This window comes from Brachybacterium sp. GPGPB12, assembly GCF_038396325.1.
Lineage (GTDB): Bacteria > Actinomycetota > Actinomycetes > Actinomycetales > Dermabacteraceae > Brachybacterium > Brachybacterium conglomeratum.
In genome coordinates this window covers 3,559,380-3,585,654 of record NZ_CP149573.1, presented here as the reverse complement: position 1 = coordinate 3,585,654, position 26,275 = coordinate 3,559,380, and the positions used below count along the sequence as shown (strand labels likewise).

General features: G+C 73.1%; 20 protein-coding genes and 10 pseudogenes. 2 read left to right on the top strand and 28 right to left on the bottom strand.

What is annotated here, in order from left to right:
- Window positions 1-18 precede the first annotated feature (18 nt).
- Together WKH84_RS20865 and WKH84_RS20860 are read left to right on the top strand one after the other, a co-directional pair.
- Complete coding sequence (locus WKH84_RS20865) at window positions 19-1,662, top strand: SPFH domain-containing protein (protein ID WP_341854973.1); 1,644 nt, start codon at window positions 19-21, stop codon at window positions 1,660-1,662.
- A 74-nt stretch (window positions 1,663-1,736) separates the two neighbouring features.
- Window positions 1,737-2,766, top strand: a pseudogene (locus WKH84_RS20860) (ATP-dependent 6-phosphofructokinase).
- 160 nt (window positions 2,767-2,926) lie between these two features.
- Here the strand turns inward: WKH84_RS20860 and WKH84_RS20855 are convergent.
- The 28 genes and pseudogenes from WKH84_RS20855 to murF form a co-directional block, all read right to left on the bottom strand.
- Window positions 2,927-4,098 (bottom strand): annotated as a pseudogene (locus WKH84_RS20855) (acyl-CoA dehydrogenase family protein); the annotation flags it as partial.
- A 9-nt stretch (window positions 4,099-4,107) separates the two neighbouring features.
- On the bottom strand, window positions 4,108-4,569 hold the full coding sequence (locus WKH84_RS20850; RefSeq protein ID WP_341854972.1) for an endonuclease/exonuclease/phosphatase family protein: 462 nt from the start codon (window positions 4,567-4,569) through the stop codon (window positions 4,108-4,110).
- A 446-nt stretch (window positions 4,570-5,015) separates the two neighbouring features.
- Window positions 5,016-5,459, bottom strand: a complete 444-nt coding sequence (locus WKH84_RS20845) for a hypothetical protein (RefSeq protein WP_341854971.1) — start codon at window positions 5,457-5,459, stop codon at window positions 5,016-5,018.
- A 445-nt stretch (window positions 5,460-5,904) separates the two neighbouring features.
- Window positions 5,905-6,300: pseudogene (locus tag WKH84_RS20840) on the bottom strand (hypothetical protein); the annotation flags it as partial.
- Window positions 6,301-6,386: 86 nt separating this feature from the next.
- Window positions 6,387-7,144, bottom strand: a pseudogene (locus WKH84_RS20835) (DNA polymerase III subunit alpha); the annotation flags it as partial.
- Complete coding sequence (dnaE, locus tag WKH84_RS20830) at window positions 7,144-8,367, bottom strand: DNA polymerase III subunit alpha (RefSeq protein WP_341854970.1); 1,224 nt, start codon at window positions 8,365-8,367, stop codon at window positions 7,144-7,146. The pseudogene WKH84_RS20835 and the gene dnaE, both read right to left, overlap by 1 nt.
- A complete protein-coding gene (locus tag WKH84_RS20825; RefSeq protein ID WP_341854969.1) occupies window positions 8,312-8,611 on the bottom strand; it encodes a PHP domain-containing protein in 300 nt (99 codons plus the stop codon). Before WKH84_RS20825 ends, dnaE begins: the two co-directional genes overlap by 56 nt.
- A gap of 108 nt (window positions 8,612-8,719) precedes the next feature.
- Window positions 8,720-9,064 carry a hypothetical protein gene (locus WKH84_RS20820; RefSeq protein WP_341854968.1) on the bottom strand — a complete coding sequence of 115 codons (345 nt, stop codon included), beginning with the start codon at window positions 9,062-9,064 and terminating at the stop codon, window positions 8,720-8,722.
- Between the two features lie 292 nt (window positions 9,065-9,356).
- Window positions 9,357-10,244, bottom strand: coding sequence for a hypothetical protein (locus WKH84_RS20815; protein WP_341854967.1), 888 nt, complete (start codon window positions 10,242-10,244; stop codon window positions 9,357-9,359).
- A 67-nt stretch (window positions 10,245-10,311) separates the two neighbouring features.
- Window positions 10,312-11,046: a hypothetical protein gene (locus tag WKH84_RS20810; protein WP_341854966.1), complete on the bottom strand. Its 735-nt coding sequence runs from the start codon at window positions 11,044-11,046 to the stop codon at window positions 10,312-10,314.
- Window positions 11,047-11,140: 94 nt separating this feature from the next.
- Window positions 11,141-12,066 (bottom strand): annotated as a pseudogene (locus WKH84_RS20805) (RluA family pseudouridine synthase).
- Window positions 12,063-12,728 carry a signal peptidase II gene (gene lspA / locus WKH84_RS20800; protein ID WP_341854965.1) on the bottom strand — a complete coding sequence of 222 codons (666 nt, stop codon included), beginning with the start codon at window positions 12,726-12,728 and terminating at the stop codon, window positions 12,063-12,065. The pseudogene WKH84_RS20805 and the gene lspA overlap by 4 nt, the downstream one beginning before the upstream one ends.
- The gene (locus WKH84_RS20795) at window positions 12,725-13,417 is read right to left on the bottom strand and encodes a DivIVA domain-containing protein (RefSeq protein ID WP_341854964.1); all 693 of its coding nucleotides are present in this window, start codon (window positions 13,415-13,417) and stop codon (window positions 12,725-12,727) included. The genes lspA and WKH84_RS20795 overlap by 4 nt, the downstream gene beginning before the upstream one ends.
- A gap of 207 nt (window positions 13,418-13,624) precedes the next feature.
- Entirely contained in the window at window positions 13,625-13,837 is a 213-nt protein-coding gene (locus WKH84_RS20790) for a YggT family protein (RefSeq protein WP_341854963.1), read from the bottom strand.
- A gap of 7 nt (window positions 13,838-13,844) precedes the next feature.
- Complete coding sequence (sepF, locus tag WKH84_RS20785) at window positions 13,845-14,330, bottom strand: cell division protein SepF (protein ID WP_341854962.1); 486 nt, start codon at window positions 14,328-14,330, stop codon at window positions 13,845-13,847.
- A gap of 222 nt (window positions 14,331-14,552) precedes the next feature.
- Entirely contained in the window at window positions 14,553-14,807 is a 255-nt protein-coding gene (locus WKH84_RS20780) for a laccase domain-containing protein (protein ID WP_341854961.1), read from the bottom strand.
- A pseudogene (locus WKH84_RS20775) lies at window positions 14,755-15,111 on the bottom strand (laccase domain-containing protein); the annotation flags it as partial. The pseudogene WKH84_RS20775 and the gene WKH84_RS20780, both read right to left, overlap by 53 nt.
- A pseudogene (locus WKH84_RS20770) lies at window positions 15,029-15,208 on the bottom strand (laccase domain-containing protein); the annotation flags it as partial. The pseudogenes WKH84_RS20775 and WKH84_RS20770, both read right to left, overlap by 83 nt.
- Window positions 15,209-15,321: 113 nt before the next feature.
- Window positions 15,322-16,654, bottom strand: a pseudogene (gene ftsZ, locus WKH84_RS20765) (cell division protein FtsZ).
- Between the two features lie 197 nt (window positions 16,655-16,851).
- On the bottom strand, window positions 16,852-17,901 hold the full coding sequence (locus WKH84_RS20760) for an FtsQ-type POTRA domain-containing protein (RefSeq protein WP_341854960.1): 1,050 nt from the start codon (window positions 17,899-17,901) through the stop codon (window positions 16,852-16,854).
- A gap of 291 nt (window positions 17,902-18,192) precedes the next feature.
- Window positions 18,193-19,038 carry a cyanophycin synthetase gene (locus tag WKH84_RS20755; RefSeq protein WP_341854959.1) on the bottom strand — a complete coding sequence of 282 codons (846 nt, stop codon included), beginning with the start codon at window positions 19,036-19,038 and terminating at the stop codon, window positions 18,193-18,195.
- On the bottom strand, window positions 18,927-19,262 hold the full coding sequence (locus WKH84_RS20750; RefSeq protein WP_341854958.1) for a hypothetical protein: 336 nt from the start codon (window positions 19,260-19,262) through the stop codon (window positions 18,927-18,929). Before WKH84_RS20750 ends, WKH84_RS20755 begins: the two co-directional genes overlap by 112 nt.
- Window positions 19,259-19,513, bottom strand: a complete 255-nt coding sequence (locus WKH84_RS20745; RefSeq protein WP_341854957.1) for a Mur ligase domain-containing protein — start codon at window positions 19,511-19,513, stop codon at window positions 19,259-19,261. Before WKH84_RS20745 ends, WKH84_RS20750 begins: the two co-directional genes overlap by 4 nt.
- A 136-nt stretch (window positions 19,514-19,649) precedes the next feature.
- Window positions 19,650-20,737 (bottom strand): annotated as a pseudogene (locus WKH84_RS20740) (UDP-N-acetylglucosamine--N-acetylmuramyl-(pentapeptide) pyrophosphoryl-undecaprenol N-acetylglucosamine transferase).
- A pseudogene (locus WKH84_RS20735) lies at window positions 20,734-21,968 on the bottom strand (putative peptidoglycan glycosyltransferase FtsW). The pseudogenes WKH84_RS20740 and WKH84_RS20735 overlap by 4 nt, the downstream one beginning before the upstream one ends.
- A 259-nt stretch (window positions 21,969-22,227) precedes the next feature.
- Window positions 22,228-23,586 (bottom strand): UDP-N-acetylmuramoyl-L-alanine--D-glutamate ligase, encoded by a 1,359-nt coding sequence (gene murD / locus WKH84_RS20730; RefSeq protein ID WP_341854956.1) that lies wholly within the window; start codon window positions 23,584-23,586, stop codon window positions 22,228-22,230.
- 127 nt (window positions 23,587-23,713) lie between these two features.
- Entirely contained in the window at window positions 23,714-24,814 is a 1,101-nt protein-coding gene (gene mraY, locus WKH84_RS20725; protein WP_341854955.1) for a phospho-N-acetylmuramoyl-pentapeptide-transferase, read from the bottom strand.
- On the bottom strand, window positions 24,811-26,274 hold the full coding sequence (gene murF, locus WKH84_RS20720) for a UDP-N-acetylmuramoyl-tripeptide--D-alanyl-D-alanine ligase (protein WP_341854954.1): 1,464 nt from the start codon (window positions 26,272-26,274) through the stop codon (window positions 24,811-24,813). The genes mraY and murF overlap by 4 nt, the downstream gene beginning before the upstream one ends.
- Between the last annotated feature and the right edge of the window lies 1 nt (window position 26,275).

The window sequence follows — 26,275 nt, the reverse complement described above, 5'->3', positions numbered from 1 at the left end:
TGCTCATCCTGCTTGCTGGTGCTGCTGCGCAGCTACCGCATCGCCGCACCGAACGAGGCCCTGATCATCACGGGCCGCAACACGAAGGAGAGTCCCACCGGGGACATCGACCTGGAGTCGGGCGACGCGCGGGTCGTGATCGGCGGCCGTGCGCTCGTGCGTCCCATCGTGGACCGCGCCTTCGTGCTCAGCCTGTCCTCGCGTCAAATCCCGGTCGAGGTCGAGGGCTACTCGATGAACGGCATCTTCCTCCGTCTGCGCGGGGTGGCGCAGGTGAAGGTGGGCGGCAACATCGAGGACGTCCGCAAGGCCTCCCAGCGCTTCCTGGACCAGCAGCAGCAGATCGACCACTACACCCAGGAGATCCTCTCGGGCACCCTGCGCGCCGTCGTCGGCACACTGACGGTGGAGCAGATCATCCGCGACCGCGCCTCCTTCGCCTCGCAGGTGCAGGCCGAGGCCGAGCACTCGATGAACAACCAGGGCCTGGTGATCGACACCTTCCAGATCTCGGCCATCGAGGACGACGGCTCCTACCTGCGTGACTGGGGCCGTCCCGAGGCGGCGCTGGTCGCCAAGCGCGCCGCGATCGCCGAGTCGGACGCGAACCGCGAGTCGACCCAGGCGAAGAACCTCAACCTCCAGCAGGAGGCGGAGTCGAAGCAGGCCTTCGACCTCCGCAACGCGGAGATCAAGGAGGAGACCGATGCGCGTCAGGCCGTCGTCGACGCCGCCGGTCCCCTCGCCCGCGCCGCGCAGCGAGCAGAGGATCATCGAGCAGGAAGAGCTCATCGCGGTCCGCAACAACGACCTGCGCGAGAAGCGGCTCATCGCCGAGGTCCACAAGCCGGCCGAGGCCAAGCGCTACGCCGAGCGAAGCAGGACGCGGACTCCAAGAAGTACGCCCGCGTCGCGGACTCCGAGGCGCGGCTGACCGACGAGCGCAACCGCGCCGAGTCCCGCAAGGTCACCGCGGACGCCGAGGCGCACGCGATCGAGGCCCGCGGTCGGGCCGAGGCCGAGGTCGAGCTGCAGCGCCGTTCGAAGGACGCCGAGGCGGTCCGGCTCGAGGGCCAGGCCGAGGCCGACTCGCTGCGCGCCAAGGGCGAGGCCGAAGCCGCGGCGATCCGCGCCAAGGGCGACGCCGAGGCGGAGACCACCCGTGCCCGCGCCGAGGCGTACAAGCAGTTCAACGACGCCGCGGTCCTGGCCCAGGTGCTCGAGGTGTCGCCGGAGGTCGCCGGCGAGCTCGCCTCCCCGTACTCGAACATCTCCAACCTCTCGGTGTTCTCCACCGATGGCGAGGCGAAGATCGGGCAGAACATCTCCGTGGGCCTCGCCCAGGTGCTCGACATGGTCAAGTCCACCACCGGCGTGGACTTCCAGGACACGCTCCAGCGGGCCGCCGAGGGCGGTCGCGCGGTGCGCGAGCAGTCCGAGCAGACCCGTGGCGAGGGCCTCTCCCCCGCCGCGGACCCCACCGCCGACGAGGGGAGAGGGCGAGGCCTGAGGCCTCTCCCCCGCATCTGCGGCGCCCCGTCCCCTCTGCGGAGGAGGCGGGGCGCCGCTGCGTCATCCCCCGTCAGGTCACCGTCCATCCATCGTTCACCTGCGACGATCCGGGGACCGAGGACCCGCGCAGAAGCTTCCCGGCCCGCCTAGAGTGGAGGCGGAGCACGCCGAGGAGCGGCTCCGCCCCGACGCCCGGACGCCCGAGAGAAGAGAGCCAGCCCGTCATGAAGATCGGAATCCTGACCTCCGGCGGCGACTGCCCCGGCCTGAACGCGGTGATCCGCGGAGCGGTGATCAAGGGCGATCGCCTCTTCGAGGACGAGTTCATCGGCTACCGGGACGGCTGGCGCGGCGTGATCGAGGGGGACTGGATGACCCTCCCCCGCCGTCGCGTGCGCGGCATCGGCCGGATCGGCGGCACGATCCTGGGCACCTCCCGCGCGAATCCCTTCCACGACGGGGCCGACGGCGCCGAGATCGTCCGGCGCCACATGGACGAGCAGGAAGTCGACGCGATCATCGCGATCGGCGGCGACGGCACGCTGTACACCGCGAACCGGCTGTCGGAGGCGGGGATCCCGGTGGTCGGCGTGCCCAAGACGGTCGACAACGACCTCGACGCGACCGACTACACCTTCGGCTTCCACACGGCGGTCGAGATCGCGACCGAGTCGCTGGACCGGTCGCGGATGACCGGCGACTCCCACCACCGCTGCATGGTGGCGGAGGTGATGGGCCGCTCGGTGGGGTGGATCGCGCGCGCACTCGGGGATGGCCGCCGGCGCGCACGTGATCTGCCTGCCCGAGTTCCCGCTGAGCATCGAGGAGATCTGCGGCTACGTGAAGGCGGCCCACGACCGCGGTCGCGCCCCGCTGGTGGTGGTCGCCGAGGGGTTCGTGCCCTCCGACGCGCCCGAGGGATTCATGGACTACGACCTCGACGAGTTCGGACGGCCGCGCTTCGGCGGGGTCGCCGCGGCGCTCGCGCCGCTGATCGAGGAGCGTCTGGGCATCGAGTCGCGGGCGACGGTGCTGGGGCACATCCAGCGCGGTGGCGAGCCGACCGGCTACGACCGGGTGCTCGCCACCCGCCTGGGCACCGCGGCGGTCGACCTGGTGCACGGCGGCGGCTTCGGACGGATGGTCGCGGCGCGCGGCACCGACATCGTGGACGTGCCGCTGACCGAGGCGATCGACAGCCTGAAGACGGTGCCGGAGTCGCGCTGGCACGAGGCCGAGGTGCTCTTCGGCTGAGCCGTCGCCTGTCACGGACGGTCGGGCGCGGGTCAGAGGCGATCGGCCACCGACCGGGGACGGCAGGCCACCAGTCGGCGGCCGATAGCTGTACGCGGTCGGCACCGTCCTCGAGTCCCCGTTCCAGCGGACCTCGACAGTCAGCGCGGGGAGCCGATCTCCCCAGCGGCGCCTTGGCGTAGGAGGCGTGGACGGACTCCTCGTCGGAGGGATGGTAGAGCCCGGCGCGCACGTCGCGGGAGAGGCGCTCGAGCTCGCTGCGGCGGAAGTACTGGGCGCCGCCGCTGGCACGCGACACCTGGTCGACCGCGGCGATCGCGGCCTCGGTGGCGCGGGACTTCACCCCGGAGAAGTGCAGGAACCAGCGCGGCCCGTGGTCGCTCGTGCCCGGGCCGCTCTCCCCGGTCCCGAGCGCGTCGAGGTCGGCGAGGACCTTCTCGGCCTGCGACACCGCGCCGTCGAGGCGGATCGCGGCGTCGGCGAGGCGCCAGCGGATGTCGGGGTCGTCGGCGTGGACGATGCCCTTGGTGGCGTTGCGGCGGGTGGTCGCGATCGAGCCGCCCACCTCCACGGCGCGGCCGCGCGACCCCGGTGTACACCGAGGCGATCAGCGACTCGAAGGCACCGAAGATCCCCATCACGAAGGGGTCGGTGCTCGGGCCGACAGGGGTGGTGGTCAGCACCCGCTCCGCCGTGACGGCGCGCGCCGTCCAGACGCGTCGTGCGGGACTGGGAGGGGCGCATGCCGTGGGTGTCCCAGTCGTCGAGGGTCTCGACGTGCTCGTCGCGCTCGATCACCCCGAACACGAGCCGGGGGTCGTCCTCCCGCGCGACGGCGACCCGGCCGTGCACGACCAGGCGGTCCCAGACGGGGGCGAGGGAGGTGAAGATCTTGGTGCCGGTGAGGCGGAAGCCGTCGCCGTCGGGGACGGCGCGGGTAGCGGAGTCGAAGAGCATCGCGTCGTTGCCCGCCTCGGAGATCCCGAAGGCGAACAGCTTCTCCGCGGCGGCGTCCTCGAGGATGCCGCGCACGGGCTCCGCGCCGAGGCGGTGGGCGTGCGGCGCGGCGCCGGTGACGACGAGGTGCATGTTCATCGACAGCGCCGTGGCGGGGGCGGCGCCGGCCAGGCGGCGCTGGACGCGCGCGGCCTCCAGCAGGCTCCCGCCGAGTCCGCCGAGCTCGCGGGGGACCAGCAGGCGCAGGTATCCGCGCTCGCGCAGGTCGGCGAGGTCCTGCTCGGGGAAGGTGTTCTCCCGGTCGTGGACCACCGCGCGCTCGCGGAAGGTCTCCAGCAGGAAGTCGGGCAGCGGCTCCTCGGCGATGACGCTCATGGGTCCACGCTAGTCCAGGTCGCACACGGTGCGGGGCTCCGGGCCGGGTCCGTGCTCGTGCGGGGCGGTCCGGGCGCGCGGCGTCGCGACGACGGGGCGGTGGTCGGAGTCGGTGAGCGGACCGGTGGCGAGGTCCAGCACCTCCACCGCGCCCCGCACCCACAGCGAGTCGATGCGGCGCACAGGGACGCGCGCCGGGTGGGTCGGGCGCGCCGGGGAGCCCGTCAGCGCGGAGAGCACGGGCAGTTCCCTCAGGCCGCGCCCGGGTCTGCGCAGCGCGTCGGCCGCCTCCCGCCAGCCGGCGGCGGCGAGCGGTGCGAGCTCGGGGCGGTGCGGGGCGGCGTTGAGGTCGCCGAGCGGCGACGGCCGGTCCGGTGATCCCCTCGGCGCGGCGGAGGATGCCGAGCACCTCCGCGGTGCGGTGCTGGGGCAGGTCGTTGTCCAGATGGGTGACCAACAGGTCGAGCGCATCGCCGCCGCCGCGTGTCACCTGCGCGTGCGACACCCCGCGGGGCTCGTGCCGCGCAGTGGTGCCCGGGTGCGCGGGGAGGGCGTGCATCGCGGGGCCTGTCAGCGCATGCGGGGTGAGCGGCGCGACCCCGTAGCGGCGGCGCGGGTCGCCGGGCCGGAGGGGCGGCAGGTCGAGCGCCGCCCCGAAGGCGACCTCCCAGCCCAGCGGCTCCGCGAGCCGGGAGGCCTGGTCCTCGTGCCCCGAGCGGGGCCCGTAGGCGACGTCCACCTCCTGCAGGCCGATCGCGTCGACCTGAAGTGCGGCGATCGTCCGGGCGGTGCGGGCGAGGTCCACCCGTCCGTCGCGGCCCAGACCGTGGCGGATGTTGTAGGTCGCGATGCGCCAGGGCGCGGGCCGTGCCGGGCCGTCCCCGACGCCGCGCGGCACGGGCGGCGTGCTCACGCCGTCACCTCCGCGCCGCCGTGCTCAGGAGAGGCATCCCGGGCCCAGCAGGGCCTTCAGCGAGGCGTACAGCGCGGCCGACGGGGTGACCGCGAGGCGCTTGTCCAGCTCGCATCAGGGTCGTGCGGCCGGGCTCCTGGAGCTTGACCCGCACCTCGGAGGAGCCGGGGTTGTCCTCGAGCACGCCGCGGAGGTCGCCGACCACCTTCTCGGTGGCGCGCAGGGCGGGCAGGGCGATGGTGACGGGGCCGTCGACCCCTCCCCCGGTCTCCGGGATCGTCATCTCCATGACCCGCGGCTCGGGCATGCCCTTGGAGGTGTCGACCCGGCCCTTCATCGAGACGACGAGGTCCTCGGCGAGCTCTGAGGCGACGGTCATGTAGGTCGAGGGGAACATCAGGCAGTCGATCGAGCCCTCGAGGTCCTCGACCGTGGCGATCGCCCACATGTCGCCCTTCTTGGTGGTCTTGCGGCCGCAGGGTGGTGATCAGCCCCGCGATCGTGACCATCTCGCCGTCCTTGACGGCGCCGTCGTCGGCCAGCGAGCTGATGGAGGTGGAGGAGTTCTGGGCGATGACGTGCTCGAGCCCGTACAGGGGGTGGTCCGAGACGTACAGGCCCAGCATGTTCCGCTCGAAGGCGAGCGGCTCCTTGCGGTCCCACTCGGGCAGGTCCGGGATGGTCAGCGTCGCCGCGGAGCCGGAGGCCATCGCGTCCTCGCCCTCGCCGCCGCCCGCGCCGCCGAAGACATCGGCGAAGAGGTCGTACTGGCCCTGGGCCTCCTTGCGCTTGACGTCGACGACCGAGTCGACGGCATCCTCGTGGATCAGCACGAGGGAGCGGCGGTTGTGGCCGAGGGAGTCGAAGGCGCCGCCCTTGATCAGCGACTCGATGGTGCGCTTGTTGCACACCGACAGCGGGACCTTGTCCAGGAAGTCGGTGAAGGAGGTGAAGGCGCCCTTCTGCTCACGGGTGCGGATGATCTCCTCGACCACGTTCGCGCCGACGTTGCGGATCGCGGAGAGTCCGAAGCGGATGTCGTCGCCGACGGCGGAGAAGTACAGGTCGGACTCGTTGACGTCCGGGGGCGGACGGTGATGCCGCGGTGGCGGCAGTCGCCGAGGTAGAGGCCGAGTCGGTCGCGGTTCTCCTGGGTGGAGGTCAGCGGCGCGGCCATGTACTCGGTGGGGTGGTTCGCCTTGAGGTAGGCGGTCCAGTACGAGACCACGCCGTAGGCGGCGGAGTGGGACTTGTTGAAGGCGTAGTCCGCGAAGGGCAGCGTCTCCCACAGCGCCTGCACGGCGGCGTCGGAGTAGCCGTTGTCCTTCATGCCCGCCTCGAAGGAGACGTACTGCTTGTCCAGCTCCGCCTTCTTCTTCTTGCCCATGGCGCGGCGGAGGATGTCCGCCTCGCCGAGCGAGTAGCCGGCGACCTTCTGCGCCGTCTGCATCACCTGCTCCTGGTAGACGAGCACGCCGTAGGTCTCGTCGAGGATCTCCGAGAGCGGCTCCTCGAGCTCCGGGTGGATCGGCGTGATCTCCTGCAGGCCGTTCTTGCGCGCGCGTAGTTGGTGTGCGAGCCCATGCCCATCGGGCCCGGACGGTACAGCGCCGAGACGGCGGTGATGTCCCCGAACTGGTCGGGCTTCATCTGTCGCAGCAGGGTGCGCATGCCCGAGCCATCGAGCTGGAACACGCCCAGGGTGTCGCCGCGCTGGAGCAGGTCGTAGGTCGCCGGGTCGTCGAAGGGCAGGGTCTCCAGGTCCGGCGGGGTCTTCCCGTTGCGGGACATGTTCTCCACCGCGTCGGAGAGGACGGTGAGGTTCCGCGACCCCAGGAAGTCCATCTTCAGCAGGCCGAGCGTCTCGCAGGTCGGGTACTCGAACTGGGTGATGATCTGACCGTCGGAGGGGCGGCGCATCATCGGGATGATGTCGGTGAGGGTGTGGCTGGACATGATGACCGCGCAGGCATGCACGCCCCAGCCGCGGGTCAGGCCCTCCACGCCCTTGGCGATCTCGACGACCTTCTGGACGTCGGGGTCCTCGTCGTGCATGCGGCGGAACTCGGTCGCCTCCGCGTAGCGCTTGTTCTCGGGGTCGAAGATCCCGTTGATCGGGATGTCCTTGCCCATCACCGCCGGCGGCGCGCCTTGGTGATCTTGTCCCCCATCGCGAAGGGGTAGTCGAGCACGCGGGCGGCGTCCTTGATGGAGTTCTTCGTCTTCATGACGCCGTAGGTGACGACCTGGGAGACCTTGTCGTCGCCGTACTTGCGCTCGACGTACTCGATGACCTCGCCGCGGCGGCGATCATCGAAGTCGACGTCGAAGTCGGGCATGGAGACGCGGTCCGGGTTCAGGAACCGCTCGAAGAGCAGGCCGTGCTCGATCGGGTCGAGGTCGGTGATGCGCATGGCGTAGGCGACCATCGAGCCGGCGCCGGAGCCACGGCCGGGGCCGACGCGGATCCCCTGCTCCTTGGCCCACTTGATGTAGTCGGAGACGACCAGGAAGTAGCCGGGGAAGCCCATCTGGAGGATGATCCCGACCTCGTAGTCGGCGCGCTTCTGGACCTCGTCGGGGATGCCGGAGGGGTAGCGGTAGTGCAGGCCGTCCTGGACCTGCTTGACGAACCACGACTCCTCGTCCTCCCCGCCCGGGGTGGGGAAGTGCGGCATGTAGTTCGCGCCCTCGGAGGTGGTGGTGAACGAGACGTCGCACATCTCGGCGATGCGCGGCGTGTTGTCGCAGGCCTCGGGGAACTCGCGGAACAGCTCCCGCATCTGCTGGGCGGACTTCAGGAAGTAGCCGGAGCCGCCGAACTTGAAGCGGTCGGGATCGTTCAGGCGCGAGCCGGAGTTGATGCACAGCGACACGTCCTGGATGGTGGCGTCCTGCTCGGTGACGTAGTGGAGGTCGTTGGTCGCCACCAGCGGGGCGTTCACCGCCTTGGCGACCTCGAGCAGGTCCTTGGTCACGCGCTTCTCGATGTCGAGGCCGTGGTCCATCAGCTCGATGAAGTAGCTGTCCCTGCCGAACATGTCCTGGAACTCGCCGGCGGCCTTCACGGCCTCGTCGAACTGTCCCAGCCGCAGGCGGGTCTGCACCTCGCCGGAGGGGCGGCCGGAGGTGGCGATCAGGCCCGGCGCGTACTTCGAGAGGATCTCGCGGTCCATCCGCGGCCACTTGCCCATCTGCCCGTCGAGGGACGCGGCCGAGCCGAGGCGGAAGAGGTTGTGCATGCCCTCGGTCGACTTCGACAGCAGGGTCATGTGGGTGTAGGCGCCGCGGGCGGAGACGTCATCGCCTGCCGCCTGCTCGCTCCTTGGTGCCCCACTGCACGCGGGTGCGGTCATGACGACTCGTCCCGGGAGTCACGTACGCCTCGATGCCGACGATGGGCTTGACCCCGGCGTCGGTCGCGGCCTTGTAGAACTCGTAGGCGCCGAAGAGATAGCCGTGGTCGGTGATCGCCACCGCCTGCTGGCCCTGGTTCACCGTCTCGGCGACCAGCTTGTCGATCTTCGCGGCGCCGTCCAGCAGCGAGTAGTCGGTGTGGACGTGGAGATGGACGAAGTCATCGGAACCCGCAGAAGCCATGCCCACCAGCGTAGCCGCGAGGGCCGACGGGCGAGCGCTCAGGCGGGGGTCGGAGAGGTCACCCCGGCGCGTCCGGCGTGTCGGGAATCCGCCGACGCACCGGGGCGTTCAAGGGCGCGCGCGCGCGCGGGTGCGGCCGACGGCGCCGAGGACGGCGTTCGCGACCCGGACGAGGTTCGCGGTGTCGGCGGGCTGGACGAAGTGCTTCTCCCCCGCGTCGCCGTAGCAGAGGTGCATGCCGACCTCCACCTCCACGGGGACGGCGTCGACGAGCGCGGCGAGCCGGGCGACGATGCCCTCGAGCACTCCCCCGGTCCACCAGCCCTGCATGATCGCGCCGTAGCCGGAGGCCCCCTCGAGGATGCCCCTCTCGGAGGCGACGTCCCACTGGATCGCGAGGTCCTCGTGCGGGATCTCCTCGAGGATCTGCTCGAGCTCGCCCAGCGGCCGCATCCGCGCGCCCGAGCGGCGGCAGTGCGATCTCGGCGGCCTCGACCTGTCGGCGATCCGCGCGGGCGGGCATCGAGCCCGGCGCCGAAGGGGATCGACTCCGCGCCCACGCGCTCGATTCCGTCGGCCTCGCCGAGCACGTCGGGCTGGAACATGATCCAGTGGAATCGCTTCCCGACCTCGCCGTCGGGGATCCACCCGACGTGCGCGCCGAGGATCTCGACGACGGTGCGCACCGTATTCTCGGCGTCGTCGTAGTTCACGCTGCCCGCGAGGCGGGCGCCCCGTGGAGTCGTCATGGGGCCAGGTCACGGGCGTCCCGGCGCGGGCTCAGAGGTACTCCCACTCCTCCTGGATCGCGAGGTCCTCGAGCTCGCGGAGCATCAGGTCGAGGGGAGGGTTCTCCTCCCGGCGGCGGCGCCGATGGCGCAGCGCGCCCGAACCGCTCCAGGCGTCCGGCCTTCGCCACTATCCCGGCGAGGGCGGAACGGGGATCGTCGTCCGACAACGGCACCCGCCGTTCGGCGCCCCTGGACAGGGAGAGCCACTGCTCGAACCGTGCGCCGTCGGTCCAGGGCGCACCGGCCTCCCACTTCTCCGGATCCCGCCACGCCTCGATCTCGACCCCGGAGGTGTGCAGCAAGAGGTGGATGCCGGAGGCCTGGCGACGGTGCCCGCATCGCTGGAGCGCGGCGGCGAGGACGCCCAGGCAGAGGCCGGTGTGGGGGCTCGAGGACGTCGCGCCCAGTGAGGCGGCGAGCACCGCGAGCTTCAGGGCTTCCGCGGTCTCCCCGTCGTGCATCCGCCGACGCGCGAGCGACCCAGCCATCAGCGCGGCGGCTGCGCTGCGGTCGAGGACGTCGTGCAGATGCAGGGCGCCGAGGACTCGCAGGCCGAGCACTTCGGGGAAGTCGGGGTGGTCGCGCAGGAGCGAGTGCGGGGAGATCCCGCGCGGCGCACCGAGGTCGGCGTCGAGCAGGGCATCGGCGAGCGCGGACGCCAGGTCCTCGAGCGCCGCCGCGACCGGAATCTCAGCCGCGTCTTCCTCGACCCCGTGCCCCGCGACCCGGCACTCCTCGAGCGACTGGGCGATGGCCCTGTCTCCCACTTCCTCGACGAGGTCGAGGTAGTCCTCCTCCGCCGCCGTCCCGGAGGGGAGCGCGAGCGTGTCCGCGGTCGTCATGGGGATACGGTACGGACCCGGGCCGACATCCGGGCCGACGGGGCCGGCCTGCTGAGAGCTGGCGTGCTCAGCCGCGGCCGTCGTCCTCCGCCGCCTGCTCGCGCCGCATGTCGGCCATGAGCGAGTTCATGTAGTCGTGGACGTCCTCGAAGCTGAGGCGTCGCTCGTCGCGGCGCGGAGGGATCCCGCCCACGAAGGCACCGCCGTGCCAGGCCAGGGAGTCGTCCGGCAGGGTCGGGTCGTCGTCGCGCCACAGGTCGATCGGGATCGCGTGGGCGGCGAGGTCTCGGGCGATCTCGTCGGCGCGGGCCGGGTCCCCGGAGCGCTGCGGCACGGAGACCAGCAGGGACTGCGCGGCCCAGGCGAGGGCGTCGTCGTCGCTGCGCTCCCCCGGCTCGACCGACTCCTGCACGAGGGCGACGTAGCTCGCGGCGAGCTCGTCGGCCCCGTCCTCGTAGTGGTCCTTCGCCACGCGCAGAGCGACCTTCGGCACCAGGTCCCGCTCCTCCCACAGCACCGCGGCGCCGACGAGCGCCATGCCCACGCCGGTCGGGAAGTCGGGGTCCAGGGCGAGTTCGGAGCTCGGGGGCCGTCCGGCGCGGCGGTCGTCATCGGCGGCGAGGAACTCCTCGACGGAGCGTGCGAGTGCGGCGCGAACCCGCTCGTCGTCGCGCGGCGCGAGCTCGGCACCCTCGGGGTCGAGGCCCAGGCGGCGCGCGACGCGGGCGACGGGGAAGTCGGGGCGGGACAGGGCGGCATCCCGGGTGGGGGTCAGCGCTCCGGAGGTCTGCTCGTCGGTCATGCCTCGACGGTATCTCGTGGACGGCCGATGCCGGTGACGACGACACCCGGACCGCACAGAGGGCGCAGGAGCCGTGCGCCGCGCCCCGCCCTGCTCAGCGCTCCCTGAGCCGCTCGAGCGCCTGCTGGAGGTCGTCCGGGTAGGTGGAGGTGTAGGTGACCTCGCGCCCGCTGACCGGATGGGTGAAGGTCAGCTCCATCGCGTGCGACCACTGCCGCACCAGGCCCACCTTCGTCGCGAGGGTCGGGTCCGCGCCGTAGAGCGGGTCGCCGACCAAGGGATGTCGCAGCGCGGCCATGTGCACGCGGATCTGGTGGGTGCGGCCGGTCTCCAGGCCCACACGCAGCAGGGTCGCGCCGCGCGCTCCTCGAGGGTCTCGTAGTGGGTGACCGAGTGCTTGCCGTCCTCGCGCACCGCGAACTTGTAGTCGTGGCTCGGCGAGCGGCCGATGGGCGCGTCGATCGTGCCGGAGGGCTGATCGGGCGCCCCCTGGCACACCGCGTGGTACACCTTCCCCACCTCGCGGGCGCGGAAGGCGTCCTTCAGAGTGGTGTAGGCGCGCTCGGTGCGGGCGACGACCATGAGCCCGCTGGTCCCGACGTCCAGACGGGAGACGATCCCCTGCCGCTCGGGGTCGCCGCTGGTGCGGATCGAGACGCCGGCGGCGGCGAGATGGCCCAGCACCGTCGGCCCGGACCAGCCGGCGCTCGGATGCGCCGCGACGCCCACGGGCTTGTCGATCACGACGATGTCGTCGTCCTGGTGGATCAGGCTCATGCCCTCGGCGATCTGGGGCCGGACCTCGACGGCCGGCTTCTCGTCCGGCGGCTCGACGTCCACCATCGCTCCGGGCTCGAGACGGGTGGAGCGGGCGGGGACCTGGCCGTCGACCAGGACGTGCCCGGCCATGACGAGGTCGGCGGCGCGGGTGCGGGACAGGCCCAGCATGCGGGAGATGCCCACGTCCACGCGCTCCCCGGCGAGGCCGTCGGGGACCATCAGGGTGCGGGAGGCGCTCACTTCTCCGCCTCCGGGGATTCCTCCGCCGGGTCTCCCGTCGACGGCTCGGCGGCACGGGCCTGCTCCTGCTCGGCGCGGGTCTGCGCCTGCTCGGTCTCGGCCTGCTCCTGCGCGGCGCGGGCGGGATCGGCGTCGAGGCCGAACAGCCCGAGCGCGATCACCAGGATCGCCCCGGCCACCACGGCCATGTCGGCGACGTTGAAGACGGGCCAGTTCGGCGACTCGAGGAAGTCGACGACCGCGCCGTGGAAGGGGCCGGGGGCCCGCAGCAGGCGGTCGTGGATGTTGCCGAGCGCGCCGCCCATGATCAGACCGAGGGCGAGCGCGTACCAGGGCGAGCGGACCGAGCGGACCGCGAAGACGATCACGCCGATCACGATCGCGATCTGCAGGCAGGTGACCACCGGGGTGATCTCCGCGCCCATCCCCCAGGCCGCGCCGGTGTTGTACAGCAGGGTCAGCTGCGGCACCTCGCCGAGGAAGGGCTGGGGGTCGAGCTCGGGGAGGGTCGCCACCGCCCAGTTCTTCGTCACCTGGTCCGCGACCAGGAGCACGACCGCGAGCAGGCCGACGACGCCGAGGACGGCGGGGCGGCTCAGACGGCGCCGAGCGCCGGACCTCTGCGGGCCGGCGCTCGTCGACGTGGGGTCAGGAGTGCTCACAGACCGAAGTTCGCCTGCTTGTCCTGCGTCTCGCTCGTGTCGAGCTCGCGCAGCTGGTTCTCCAGGTAGTTGCGCAGACGGTTGCGGTAGTCGCGCTCGAAGTTGCGCAGGCCCTCGATGGTCTTCTCGAGCTCTGACTTCTTCGTCTCCAGATCGGCCAGCGTGGTGCGGGACTTCTCCTCGGCCTCGCCGACGATGCGCTTGTGCTCCTCGTTCGCCTCGGTGATGAGGCGGTCGCGCTCGTCCTCGCCGTTCTTGACGTGCTCGTCGTGCAGGCGGTTGGCCAGGGCGATGATGCCGGCGGCGGACTGGTCCGGGGTCTGCGCCGCGCCGGCGGCGGGCTCCTCGGCGACGGCCGCGGGCTCCTCCTCGACGACGACCTCCTCCGGAGCGGCCTCGTCCGCGGCGGCGTCGGCGGGCACCTCGGAGACGACGGTCTCCTCGTCCTGCTCCTCGGCCTCGACGGCGGGGGCGGCGGCCGCGGCAGGAGCACCGGACTCGAGCTCAGCGATGCGGTTGTGCGCCTCCTCGAGCTCCTTCTTCAGGCGCTCGTTCTCGGAGATCAGTTCCTTCAGGCGGGGTTCGACCTCGTTGTCGAGGAAGTTGTCGACCTCGTCCATGTCGTAACCCTCGGAGAACCGGACCGGGGTGAACCGCTGATTCATCAGGTCTTCGGGCATCAGAGCCATGGGTCACCTTTTCGTCATTCGTGAGTCGGTTTGCGCGGTGAGGCGCGGTGCGGACAGCCTAGCGGATCGGCGGCGGACCCCTGCATCGGGGCCGGGAGAATCGCGCACCTCACATCGCAGGGCCGTGGATCAGGCCGCGAGGCCGGCGAGGACGCGCAGCGAGGATCCAACCCACGATCAGGAGGATCATCAGGGACAGGTCCAGGCTCACCGCGCCCAGCCGCAGCGGGGGATCATTCGGCGCAAGAGCTTGACCGGGGGGTCCGTCAGCGTGAAGACCACCTCGAACAGCACCAGCACCAGTCCGGAGGGGCGGAACTCGCGGGCATAGCCCTGGATCCATTCGAGCACCAGGCGCGCCAGGAGCAGGAGCAGGTAGATCAGGACCGCGAGATAGAGGATCCCGGCGACGAGCCGCACGGGAGCCTCAGCTCTGGTTGTAGAAGTCGCCCTCGTCGGCCGAGGAGTCCCCGTCGACCTGGACGAACTCCGGCGACAGCAGGAACACCTTGGAGGTGACGCGCTCGATCGTGCCGCGCAGGCCGAAGACGAGGCCGGCGGAGAAGTCGACCATGCGCTTGGCGTCGCCGTCCTGCATGTCCGAGAGGTTCATGATCACCGGCACGCCGTCGCGGAAGGACTCGCCGATCGCCTTGGCGTCGTTGTACGACCGCGGATGGATCGTGGTGATGCGCCGCATCGACTCCTCCACTGCCGGGGCCATCGCGACCACGTTCGAGTGCTGACGGATCGGGGTCACCTGGGCCTCCCGTTCGGTGGTGGGCTCGGGCGCCCGCTCGGTGCGGCGGGACGGAGCAGGTCGCTCCTCGCGGTACCGCTCGTCCTCGTAGTACTCGTCGTCGACCTCGTTGGCGAGGCCGAGTGCGACCATGGCGTTGCGCCAGGTTCCCATCGCAGATCTCCCAGTCGTTGTTCGCGCTGACCTGGGCCCCGGGGAAGCACGGGGAGTGCGCGGGAGCCCGTTGACTCGAAAGTACAGCAGGCGATTCGAGACGATAGGGACGTCGTCGGCGTGTCGTGCGCGTGTCGCGGCGTGACGTGCACGTCGTGACGTGCGGGCCGCCCAGGTCCCGGGCGGGGCGGCGGAGCCCGACCGTGATCGCCCGGGCCCGGCTCAGCCCCTGCGCGCACCCCCGGCGAAGCGACCCGTGACGGCGCCGCGGCGGTAGGAGAAGAAGCGCTCGTCCTCGAGGGTGCAGGGATGCTCGGCGTCGATCGCCTCGGCAGGGACGCCGGCGTCCTGCGGCGACGCAGACCGCCCCCGCCCGCAGATCCAGCGCCGGGGTCCCCCAGCGCGTCTTCGAGGCGGTCGCGGGCAGGAGGGCCGCGGCGTCCCCGCGCATCTGCTCCGGCACCTCGTAGCAGGCACCGCAGATCGACGGGCCGATGCTCGCGGTCACGTCCGCGGGGCGGGCGCCGAGGGCGGCCATCTCCGAGAGGGTCGCCTCGAGCACGCCGTCCAGCAGGCCGCGGCGCCCGGCGTGGGCGACGGCGACGACCCCGGCGACCGGGTCGGAGAGCGAAGACGGGCAGGCAGTCGGCGACCATGATCGCGAGCGCCACGTCGGTGCGATCGGTGACGATCGCGTCGGCGCGCACGACGGGCCCCGGCTCCCCCGCGGGCCCCGTGCCCCGCCCGGGCTCGGCGTCCTGTGCGGGCGGCACGTGCACATCGGCGGAGTGGACCTGCTCGACGAAGACCAGCGGCGCACCGATCTCCGCGGCCACCCGCGCCCGATTCTCCTCGACGGCCCGTGCGTCGTCGCCGACGTGGCGGGCGAGGTTGAGGCCGGCGTGCTCGCCCGTGCTGACTCCTCCGGCACGGCCCGTGAACAGGGCACGGGCCCCGCGGATCCGCGGGGCCCGTGCGCTGAGGGGGCTCGTCACTTCAGGAAGGACGGCAGGTCGAGGTCGTCGTCGTCCGCCGGGGGCTCCTCGATGTGCGGCGGGCGGGTGGGCTCGGGGGCCCGGGGCGCCGGGCGCGGGGCGACGTTCTGCGCCTGGCCCGCGTCCTCGACGTCCGCGGCGTCCAGCGCCTCGGTCTCGGGCTCGGGGGCGCTGGGCCGCGACGGGGAGAAGGCCTGCTGCGGCAGGCCCCAGGCGCCCGGGGAGGCGGCGGTCGCGCCGGCGCCCTGGCCGGGGCGCCGCTCGGAGGAGGCGGGACGCCGCTGCACGGCGGGACGCCGCTGCACCGCGGGGCGCTGGGCGGGTCGCTCGGTGCGGGCGGCGGGGCGCTCGCTGCGGGGTGAGGTCCTGGCGCGGCTGGGGACCGCCGCCCTCGAAGCCCGCGGCGATCACGGTCACGCGCACCTCGTCGCCGAGGGCGTCGTCGATGACGGAGCCGAAGATGATGTTCGCATCCGGGTGCGCGGCCTCCTGGACGAGGCGCGCGGCCTCGGAGACCTCGTACAGGCCGAGGTCGCTGCCGCCCTGGATGGAGAGCGACACGCCGTAGGCCCCGTCGATCGAGGCCTCGAGCAGCGGGCTGGAGACCGCGAGCTCCGCGGCCTGCGGCGCGCGGTCGTCGCCGCGGGCCGAGCCGATGCCCATCAGGGCGCCGCCCGCCCCCTGCATCACGGACTTCACGTCCGCGAAGTCGAGGTTGATCAGGCCCGGGGTGGTGATCAGGTCCGTGATGCCCTGGACGCCGGAGAGCAGGACCTGGTCCGCGCTCTTGAAGGCGTCGAGCATCGAGACCTGCTTGTCCGCGATGGAGAGCAGGCGGTCGTTGGGGATCACGATGAGGGTGTCGACCTCGGCCTGGAGCGCGGCGATGCCGGACTCGGCCTGGGTCGAGCGGCGGCGGCCCTCGAAGGTGAAGGGGCGGGTGACCACGCCGATGGTCAGGGCGCCGAGGTCGCGGGCGATCTTCGCGACGACGGGCGCGCCGCCCGTGCCGGTGCCGCCGCCCTCACCGGCGGTCACGAAGACCATGTCGGCCCCGCGCAGGACCTCCTCGATCTCCTCGGCGTGGTCCTCGGCGGCCTTCTTGCCCACCTCGGGGTCGGCGCCGGCGCCGAGACCACGGGTGATCTCCTTGCCGACGTCGAGCTTGACGTCGGCGTCGGACATGAGGAGTGCCTGGGCGTCGGTGTTGATCGCGATGAACTCGACGCCCTTGAGCCCGGACTCGATCATGCGGTTGACGGCGTTGACACCTCCGCCGCCGACGCCGACGACCTTGATGACTGCGAGGGAGATCTGGGTTCCGGCCACGTTTGGTCCTTGCTCTTGGCTCTTGTAGGTCTTCCTGGAGAAGGGCCTGGATCGCGCCTGGTCGCGACCGCTCCTCAACCCTGGACCTCTACTTGAGGTTCGGACTTCGGGGCGCCTCTCCCTTCCCTCGACGCTAAGGAGGAGTGCACGCGCACGCAAACACCGAGGGCGCGTGTCGGGCGCGAGCCGGGCCAATGTCACCGTCCGGTCCGCCCGATCCGTCGGTCTGCGGGGTGTCCGCCCGCCCGTCCCCGTCCCGCTCCCGGCGCACGGAGGCCGGCGTCGCAGCGGAGGAGATCAGCGGGTGACGGGTGCGACCGGGGAGGAGACGTCGATGGTCGTGCCGGGTCGGCCCAGCGGCGCCTGCACCACCTCGGCCTTGAGCTCTGCATCGTGCGCGTCGCCCCAGACGACCGTCTTGGTGCCGCCGTCCTCGAGGGTGAGGACGAGGGTGACGTCGCTGGTGCTGGAGGCGGAGACCTCCCGGACCGCGCCGCGCGCGGATCGGGCAGGGAGGCGAGCACCTCGCTCATGGTCGCGGCCGCGCCCTCGGGGTCGGCGGCGCCGCCCTGGACGGTCATCGGCACCAGGGTCGCGCCCTCGCCGGCCGCGGCCGGGAGCTCCTCCCCCGCGGCGTCGACCACGGCGGTGCCGCCGTCGGCGCGGGTGAGTCGCGCGACCGGGGCCGCCTCGGTGACGGTGACGGTCATGCCGTCCGGCCAGACCCGGTCGACCTCGGCGGTGGCGACGCCCGGCACCTCGGCGGCTCGGTCGGCGATGTCGCGGGTGGGCGAGAGCGACACGCTGTCGCCGCTGTGGGAGGCGACGGCCTCGCGCACGTCCTCCTCGGCGACGTACCCGGTTCCCTCGACGGTGATGTCGCGGACCTGCAGGGTCGGGAGCATCACGGCGGTGGCGAGGGCGGCGACGAGCACGAGCGCCGTCACGAGGGTGCCGGCGATGATCGCGCGCCGACGCCGGCGCCACGGGCGTCCCGCGACGAGCTCGCGGAAGCGGTCCGCGGCCTGGACGATGCGGCCGCCGCCCGGCTCCTCCTCCTGCGTGCGGGGCGGGGCGAGCGGAGCCTCGGGCTCGACGGCTGGCCGTCCGAGGCCGCGACCCCGAGACGCGCGCGGCGCCGGGGACGGCGAGGTTGCCGAGTGAGCCGAGGGGGCCGAGCGTGCGGCGCGGGCCGACGGCGCCGGAGCGGCGCTCCGGCCGGTCGGCGCGGCGCGGCCCGGTCGCACTGCGCGGCCCGGTCGCGGGGTGCGACCGGACTGCGGGGGCGGCCCGACCGTGCGGTCCGCGACGGACCCCCGGCGGAGCCGGTCCCTTCCGCGGGGCGGGGACGGGCCTCGCGGGCGGAGCGCCGTTCGGCGGACTGCTCGGGGCGCTCCGCGGGCGGCGTCGGGCGGACCGTGCCGGGACGCGGTCGGGGCGTGGTGGGGCGGCGTGCCATCAGGCGCGGTCCCCGGGGTCCGCCTCGAGCGCGGCGAGCGACGCCGGGGTCGTCTCGACGATGTCTCCGGCGCCCAGCATCAGCGCAGGTCGCCGGGGCGGGCCGCGGCCGGGACCAGGTCGAGGACCTGCGCGTCGGCGTCGAGGGCGACCACGGCCTCGCCCGCGTGGCCGGTGATCGTCCGGGCGGTGGTGGCGGGGTCGGGGTCCTCGCGGGCGGCGTAGACGGGCATCACCCAGGCGAGGTCCGCGGCCTCGAGCGCGGCGGCGAAGTCCGCGGCGAAGTCGCGGGTGCGGGAGAAGAGGTGGGGCTGGAAGACGGCGAGGACGCGGCCCGGCGCCTCCTGCGCCTCGACGATCCCGCGGGCGGCGTCCAGGGTCGCGGCGACCTCGCGGGGGTGGTGGGCGTAGTCGTCCACGACGGTCACTCCCCGGCGGCGCCCGCCACGTCGAAGCGGCGGGAGGCGCCGGTGAAGGTGCCCAGGCCCGCGGCGAGGCGGGCGGGGTCCAGGGACGGGTCCGCGGCGGCGGTCGCGGCGAGGGCGCCGACGGCGTTGAGGATGTTGTGGTGGCCGGTGACGGCGAGGGAGAGGGTGAGCGGGCCGGCGGGGCCCTCGATCTCGACCTCGGCGCCGCGGGCCCGCTGCGCTCGGCGCGCGCGTCCACGCGGTGCCCTCGGCGGTGCCGTAGCCCTGGACGGCGACGCCCCGGCCCCGGGCCCTCTCGCCGAGGGCGGCGGCGCCGGGGTCGTCCTCGCAGACGACGAGGGTGCCGCCCGGTCGCGCCCGGTCCACGAGCGCGTCGAAGGCGGCGGTCAGGGTCTCGGCGTCGCCGTGGAAGTCGAGGTGGTCGGGCTCGAGGTTGGTGACGACGATCGAGAGCGGGGCGAAGGCGAGGAAGGAGCCGTCGGACTCGTCGGCCTCCACGACGGCGGGGCTGTCCGGGCCGCCGCCGCCGGGTCGCTCCCCGAAGCCGGCGTTGCGGCCCAGATCGGGTACGGCCGCGCCGAGCGCCCAGGCCGGGTCCTGCCCGGCGCCGCGCGCGCGGCGACGGCCATGCCGGTGGTGGTGGTCTTGCCGTGGGTGCCGGCGACGGCGATCAGGTCCCGCTCCCCGAGCAGGCCCGCCAGCGCCGCGGCGCGGTGGATCACCGGGATGCCGCGCTCGTGGGCGCGGCGACCTCGGGGTTGTCGGCGCGCACGGCGGTCGAGACTATGACGAGGTCGCAGTCCTCGGCGAGCGCCGCGGCATCGAAGCCGATCCCGATCCGGGCGCCGGCCTCGCGCAGCGGGGCGATGAACTGGCCGTCCTGGGAGTCCGACCCGCTCACGGCGAGCCCGGCCTCGAGGGCGAGCCGCGCCACGGCGCTCATGCCGGCGCCGCCGATCCGCACCACGTGCACCGAGCGGATGCTCTCCCCGCCGGCCAGTCCGGCCGGGTGATCACGTCGCCGGGGCGCAGGATCGTGCGGGGTGCGGGGCCGTGCGGGGAGGCGGGAGTCATGGGGTCACGGTATCCGTGCGCTCGGCGCCGCCGGGTCAGGCTCGGCGTGCGACGCCGATCACGACGTCGGCCATCACCTCGGCCGCGTCCGTGATGCCGAAGGCGCGGGCGGCCTCGGCCATCTCGCCGCGTCGCTGGTCGTCCAGCAGGAGAGGCGACACCTCGCTGCGCAGGTGCCGCGCGTCGAGCTCGGCGTCGGGGACCATCAGCGCGCCTCCGGCGGCGACGACCTCCTCCCCGTTCAGCGCCTGCTCGCCGTTGCCGATCGGGAGCGGGACCAGCACGGCGGGCGCCCGACCGCCGTCAGCTCGCTGACGGTGCCGGCGCCCGAGCGGGTGAGGGCGAGATCGGAGGCCGCATAGGCGTCCTCCATGGCGGAGACGTACTCCAGCACCCGGTAGCCGTCCCTCTCGGCGAGCCCGTCGGCCTTGCCGCGGCCGGTGACGTGGAGGATCTGCGCGCCGGCGGCGGTGAAGGCCTCGGCGGCCTCGCCGACGGCGGCGTTCAGACGCTGGGCGCCGAGGGAGCCGCCGGTGGCCAGCGAGACGGGACGGGACGGGTCCAGCCCGTAGCCGGCGACGGCCTCCGCGCGGCGGGCGGTGCGGTCGAGGTGGGCGATCTCCTCGCGCATGGGCATGCCGATGCGGCGGGCTCCCGGGAGGGTGGAGCCCTCGAAGGCGGTGAGCACGGCGGCGGCGCGGCGGGCGCCGAGGCGGTTGGCGAGCCCCGGGCGACGGTTCGCCTCGTGGATCACGACGGGCAGGCGCTGGGCGGCCGCGGCGAGATAGGCGGGCGGGCAGACGTAGCCGCCGTAGCCGGCGACCACGTCGATACGTCGCTCGCGCAGGAGGGTGCGCACGGCCTTCAGCGTGCCGGCGAAGCGACCGGGGAAGCGCGCCGCGGCCCCGTTCGGGCGGCGCGGGAAGGGGACCTTCTCGATGGTGACGAGCTCGAGCCCGGCGGCGGGGACGAGGTCCGTCTCGAGCCCCTGGGCGGTGCCGAGCACGATGATCTCGGACTCGGGGTCGCGGCGGCGGATCTGCGCGGCAGTGGCCAGCGGCGGCGAGACGTGTCCGGCGTCGCCGCCGCCGGCCAGGAGGATGCGGGCCGGGGTGGGGGTCATCGGGTCCTCCGGGAGGGACTGGAGGCGCCGCGGCGGCGGCGCGAGGCGGAGCGTCCCGAGCGCGAGGAGCGCCCGGCCTTCGCGGCGCGACCGGCCTTCCCGCGGCGTCCGGCCTTCGCGGGACGGGCGGCAGGGGCGTTGTCGCGCGGGGCGGGCTGGACGCTGACGGAGCGGCGCACCGCCCCGAAGCGGGCGCTGATCGCCTCCTGCGCACCGGGCTCGCGGCGGGCGAAGGAGAGCAGCAGTCCGAGCGCGGTCATCGAGGCGAGCAGGGCCGAGCCGCCCGAGGAGATGAACGGCAGGGGCACGCCGATCACGGGCAGCGCCCGGTGACCACCATCATGTTCACGACGGCCTGGCCGAGCGGCCAGGCGCTGATGCCCGCGACGGTGATCTGCATGAAGTGATCCTCGAGCCGGGTGATCATGCGGAACATGATCAGGGCGAGCGCGGTGAACAGCGCGAGCACGCCGAGGGTGCCGATCAGGCCGAGCTCCTCGCCGATGATCGCGAAGATGTAGTCGTCCTGGGCGGCGGGCAGTCGTCCCCACTTCTGCCGCGACTCCCCGAGACCGACGCCCCACCAGCCGCCCTCGGCCAGGCCCATCAGGCCCTGGTCCGACTGGTAGCAGGAGTCGCCCTCGCAGATCCCGTGGATCCAGTTCGTGATGCGAGCCATGCGGTTGGCGCTGGTGACGGTGAGGAAGATGATCCCGATGACCCCTGCGGCGCCGGCGAGGGCGAACCACCGACGCGGGATGCCGGCCACCCACATCGCTCCGGCGACCAGCATGGCCATGATCATCATGGTCCCGAGGTCATGCCCGAGCATCACGAGACCGAGTGCCAGGAGAGCGCCGGGAACCAGCGGGAACAGCAGATGCGCGGGGCGGTGGAGCAACGGCCGCTTGACCGACAGCGGCGCCCCGAGCCACACGGCGAGGGCGAGCTTGAGGAACTCCGAGGGCTGCAGCGTCTGACCGCCGATCATGATCCAGTTCTGGTTGCCGTCCACCGCGACGCCGAGGCCGGGGACGAAGACGAGGCACTGCAGCAGGAGCCCGAGGCCCAGCAGCGGCCAGGCGGCGCGCCGGTAGAAGCCAGGCGGCGACACCGCGGCGATGATCAGCAAGACGAGCCCCATCCCGGCGAAGGTCCCCTGGCGGACCAGGCCGGCGTAGCCGGAGTTGCCGCGGGAGATGTTCAGGACCGCGGAGGAGGACAGCACCATCACCAGGCCGATGCCGACCAGCATCGCGCCGACGACGATCAGGCCGTAGAAGTCCAGCGCCGGGGAGCGCAGCCGAGCGCCGACGCCCTCGCGGACGCGGCCGGAGATGTTCCCCAGGGGCTGGTCCTCGTCGGGCCGGACGACGGAGGTGGAGCGGTCCGCGGGCCGGGTGCCGGAGGCGGACGGGCGGGAGTCGGTGCTGCGACGTGCGTCGCGCCGGGTGTCCTCCATCGTCATGCGTGCTCTCCTGGCAGTCGGGTCACGGCCGCGGCGAACAAATCCCCCGTTCCGCGTAGTCACGGAACTGGTCGATGGAGGCGGCGGCCGGGGCCAGCGGCACCACGTCCCCTGCGGCGGCGAGGGAGCGGGCGGCATGCACCGCGTCCTCCATCAACCGGGTGCGCGCGGCGACGTCGTCAGTCTCGCCCGGATCGATGCGCCGGACGGGGACCTCGGGGGCGTGTCGGCTGAGCGCCTCGGTGAAGGGCGCGGGGTCCAGGCCCAGCGAAGACGACGCCGACCAGGCGGTCCGCGGCGGTCGCGACGAGCGGGCCGAGATCGGCGCCCTTGACGTCGCCGCCGGCGATCCAGACCACGCGCTCGGCCGCCTGGAGGAGGCCGCGGCGGCGGCGGGGTTGGTGGCCTTGGTGTCGTCGACGAAGCCGATGCCGTCGACGGTGGCGAGGTGCTGGGCGCGGTGGGCGCCCATGCGGTAGGCGCGCAGGCCGTCGCGGACGGCATGGGCCGGGACGCCGTGCGCGCGGGCGAGCGCGGTCGCGGCGAGGGCGTCCAGGAGCACGTGGGGGCCGGCGCCCTGGGGGCCCAGGTGGGCGAGGTCGGCGAGGGTGGCGAGCTCGGCGGCGGAGCCGCGGCGCTCGGGGTGGAAGGCGCGGTCGACGAGGATGCCGTCGATGATCCCGAGCTCGGACAGTCCCGGGGCACCCAGCGAGATGCCGACGGCGCGGGCGCCCTCGACGACGTCCGCCTCCTCGACCAGGTGCAGGGTGGTCTCATCGGCGGTGTTGAAGACGCAGGCGGTGCGGACGCCCTCGAAGATGCGTCCCTTGGCGCGGGCGTACTCCTCGGCGCCGCCGTGCCAGTCGAGGTGGTCGGCGCTCACGTTCAGCACCACCGCGGCCTCGCAGTCCAGGTGCTCGGTCCAGTGCGGCTGGAAGCTGGACAGCTCCAGCGCGAGCACGTCGAAGCCCTCGGGGTCCAGGGCCGCCTCGATCACGGGCAGGCCCACGTTCCCGCAGGCGACGGCGCGCAGGCCCGCGGCGCGCAGGATCGACTCGAGCATGGTGACGGTCGTGGTCTTGCCGTTGGTGCCGGTGATGCCGAGCCAGGCGGGGCCGTCGGCGGGTCGCATGCGGCGGGCGAGCTCGACCTCGCTCCACACGGGGATGCCGCGGGCGGCCGCGGCGGCGAGCAGGGGCTGGTCGGGGCGCCAGCCGGGCGAGGTGACCACGAGGTCGATCTCGCGGTCCTCGGGCAGGGCGCGGGTGTGCTCGGCGCCGAGGCGGAACTCCACCCCGAGCACCTCGAGGATCTGGGCGCGCTCGCGGATCTCGGGGGTGTCCGCCCCGTCGACGACGAGCACGCGGGCGCCGCGCCGCATGGTCTGGTCGGCGATCGCGTAGCCGGAGACGCCGAAGCCGGTGACGAGGATCCGCGCCCGGCCACGTCCATCCCCGGCCAGGGACGCTCCTCGGCGGGGAGGGAGGGGGCGCCGCCCGCCGGGGCGGTCATGAGGCGAGCCTCGGCAGGGCGTCGAGGTAGAACAGGCCCAGGCCCACGCCGGCGAGGATCCCGGCGACGATCCAGAAGCGGACCACGATGGTGACCTCGTTCCAGCCCTTGAGCTCGAAGTGGTCTCGCAGGGGCGCCATCCTGAACACGCGCTTGCCGGTCAGCTTGAAGCTCGTCACCTGGATGATCACGGACAGGGAGATGACCACGAAGAGGCCGCCGATGATCGCGCCGAGGATCTCGGTGCGGGTGACGATGGTCAGGCCGGCGATCGCGCCGCCGAGGGCGAGGGAGCCGGTGTCGCCCATGAAGATCTTCGCGGGCGAGGTGTTCCACCACAGGAAGCCGACGCAGGCGCCGATGATCGCCGCGCACAGCACCGCGATGTCCAGCGGGTCGCGGGTGTCGTAGCAGTGCACCAGTCCCCCGGCGTCGAGGTCGACGCCGCACACCTGCCGCCACTGCCAGAAGCTGATGATCAGGTAGGCGGCGGTGAACAGGATGGTCGCGCCGCTGGCGAGGCCGTCGAGCCCGTCGGTGAGGTTCACGCCGTTGGACCAGGCGGCGACCAGGAAGTTCGCCCAGATCGCGAACAGCAGGAAGCCGACGACCGAGCCGAGGAAGGCGAGGTCGAGCCAGGGGATGTCGCGGACGAAGGAGATGTGTGTGGAGGCGGGAGCGTTGCCGTTCTCGTCGGGGAACAGCGGCGCCATCACGGCGAAGCCGGTCGCGACCAGGAACTGGCCCACCAGCTTGTAGCGGGGGCGCAGGCCCGTGGAGTCCTGCTGGGAGATCTTGAGGTAGTCGTCGAGGAAGCCGACGACGCCGAGGCCCACCATCAGGAAGAGCACCAGCACCACGGAGACGCTCGGCGAGGTCCACAGCACGAGGTGGGTGAGGAAGTAGGCCAGGACCACCGCGAGGATGATCGCGACGCCGCCCATGGTGGGCGTGCCTCGCTTGGTCGCGTGGGAGGTGGGGCCGTCGTCGCGGACGAACTGTCCGTAGCCGCGGCGCTCGAGCACCTTGATGAACAGCGGCGTCCCGAAGATGGACATGGCCAGGGCGAGCGCCCCCGCGATGATGATCGCGATCATGCATCGTCTCCCGTCTGGTCGGTCCCGGCGTGCCGGTCGAGCGCCTCCACGAGCGGCTGGGCGAGCCAGCGCAGGCCCGCGTCGCGGGAGGACTTCAGCGACACCGCGTCACCGGGGCGCACGGACCGTTCTAGCACAGCGAGCGCCTCGTCCACGGTGTCGACGTACTCGGACTCCCCGCCGAAGTCGCCCTCGAGGCTCGCCCCGTGATGGATCGGTGCCGCGCCGTCGCCGACGACGTAGAGCTGGGAGATGTTCAGCCGCACCGCGAGGCGGCCGATCTCGTCGTGGAGCCGCGCCGCGTCCGGGCCGAGCTCGAGCATCTCGCCGAGCACGGCGATGGTGCGGCGGGTGCGGCCGAGGTGCGCGAGGGTCTTCAGCGCGTGTCGCATCGAGTCGGGGTTGGCGTTGTAGGCGTCGTTGATGACGAGCGCGCCGCCGGCCTCGAGGACCTCCATGCGGTGGCCGGAGGCGAGCGTCGCCCCGTCGAGCGAGGCGGCCGCCGCCGCGGGGTCGACGCCCGCGGCCAGCGCCCCGGCGAGGGCCGCCAGCACGTTCGCGGCCTGGTGATCGCCGAGCAGGTCGGGGCGGACGGGGAAGGTGCCGGAGGGGATCGGGGTGCCGTCGAGGGCGGTCAGCCCGTCGGGGACGACGAGGTCGAAGCCGATGCGGGCACGGTCGTCCAGGGTGAGGTCGGTGCCGCGCACCGTCCCCTCGTGGAAGCCCCAGGTGAGGACCGGGGCGGCGGAGCGCTCGGCCATCCCGGCGACGAGCCGGTCCTCGGCGTTCAGGATCGCGCGGCCTCCGGGGGCGAGCGCCTCGACCAGTTCGCCCTTGGCCGTCGCGATCGCCTCGACGCCGCCGAACTCGCCGAGATGCGCGGAGCCGACGTTCAGGACGAGCGAGATGTCGGGGCGTGCGATGGCGGTGAGCTGGGCGATGTGGCCGATGCCGCGCGCCCCCATCTCCAGCACGAGGAAGCGGGTGGATGCGGTCAGGCGCGCGACGTTCAGCGGCAGGCCGAGCTCGTTGTTGAACGTGCCGGCGGGGGCGATGGTCTCCCCGGCGGGGGTGAGGATCGTGCCGAGCAGGTCCTTGGTGCCGGTCTTGCCGGCGCCGCCGGTGACGGCGAGGACGACGAGCTCGGGGTTCTCGGTGCGGGCGCGCTCGAGCTGGGCGCGGGCGAGATCGGACAGGGCGGTGCGCACGTCGGCGACCTGGACGGCGGGCACGCCGCGGTCCTCGGTGACGAGCGCGGCGGCGGCGCCGGCGGTGCGGGCGGCCTCGAGGTAGTCGTGGCCGTCGACGTGCTCGCCGGGGAAGGCGGCGAACAGGTCGCCGGGGGCCGCCTCGCGGGAGTCGATGCGTGCGGTGCCGGTGACGGTCTCGTCACCGGTCGCGCCGCCCACGAGGGACCCGCCGGTGATCTCGGCGATCTCCCGTGTCGTGATCTGGAGCATG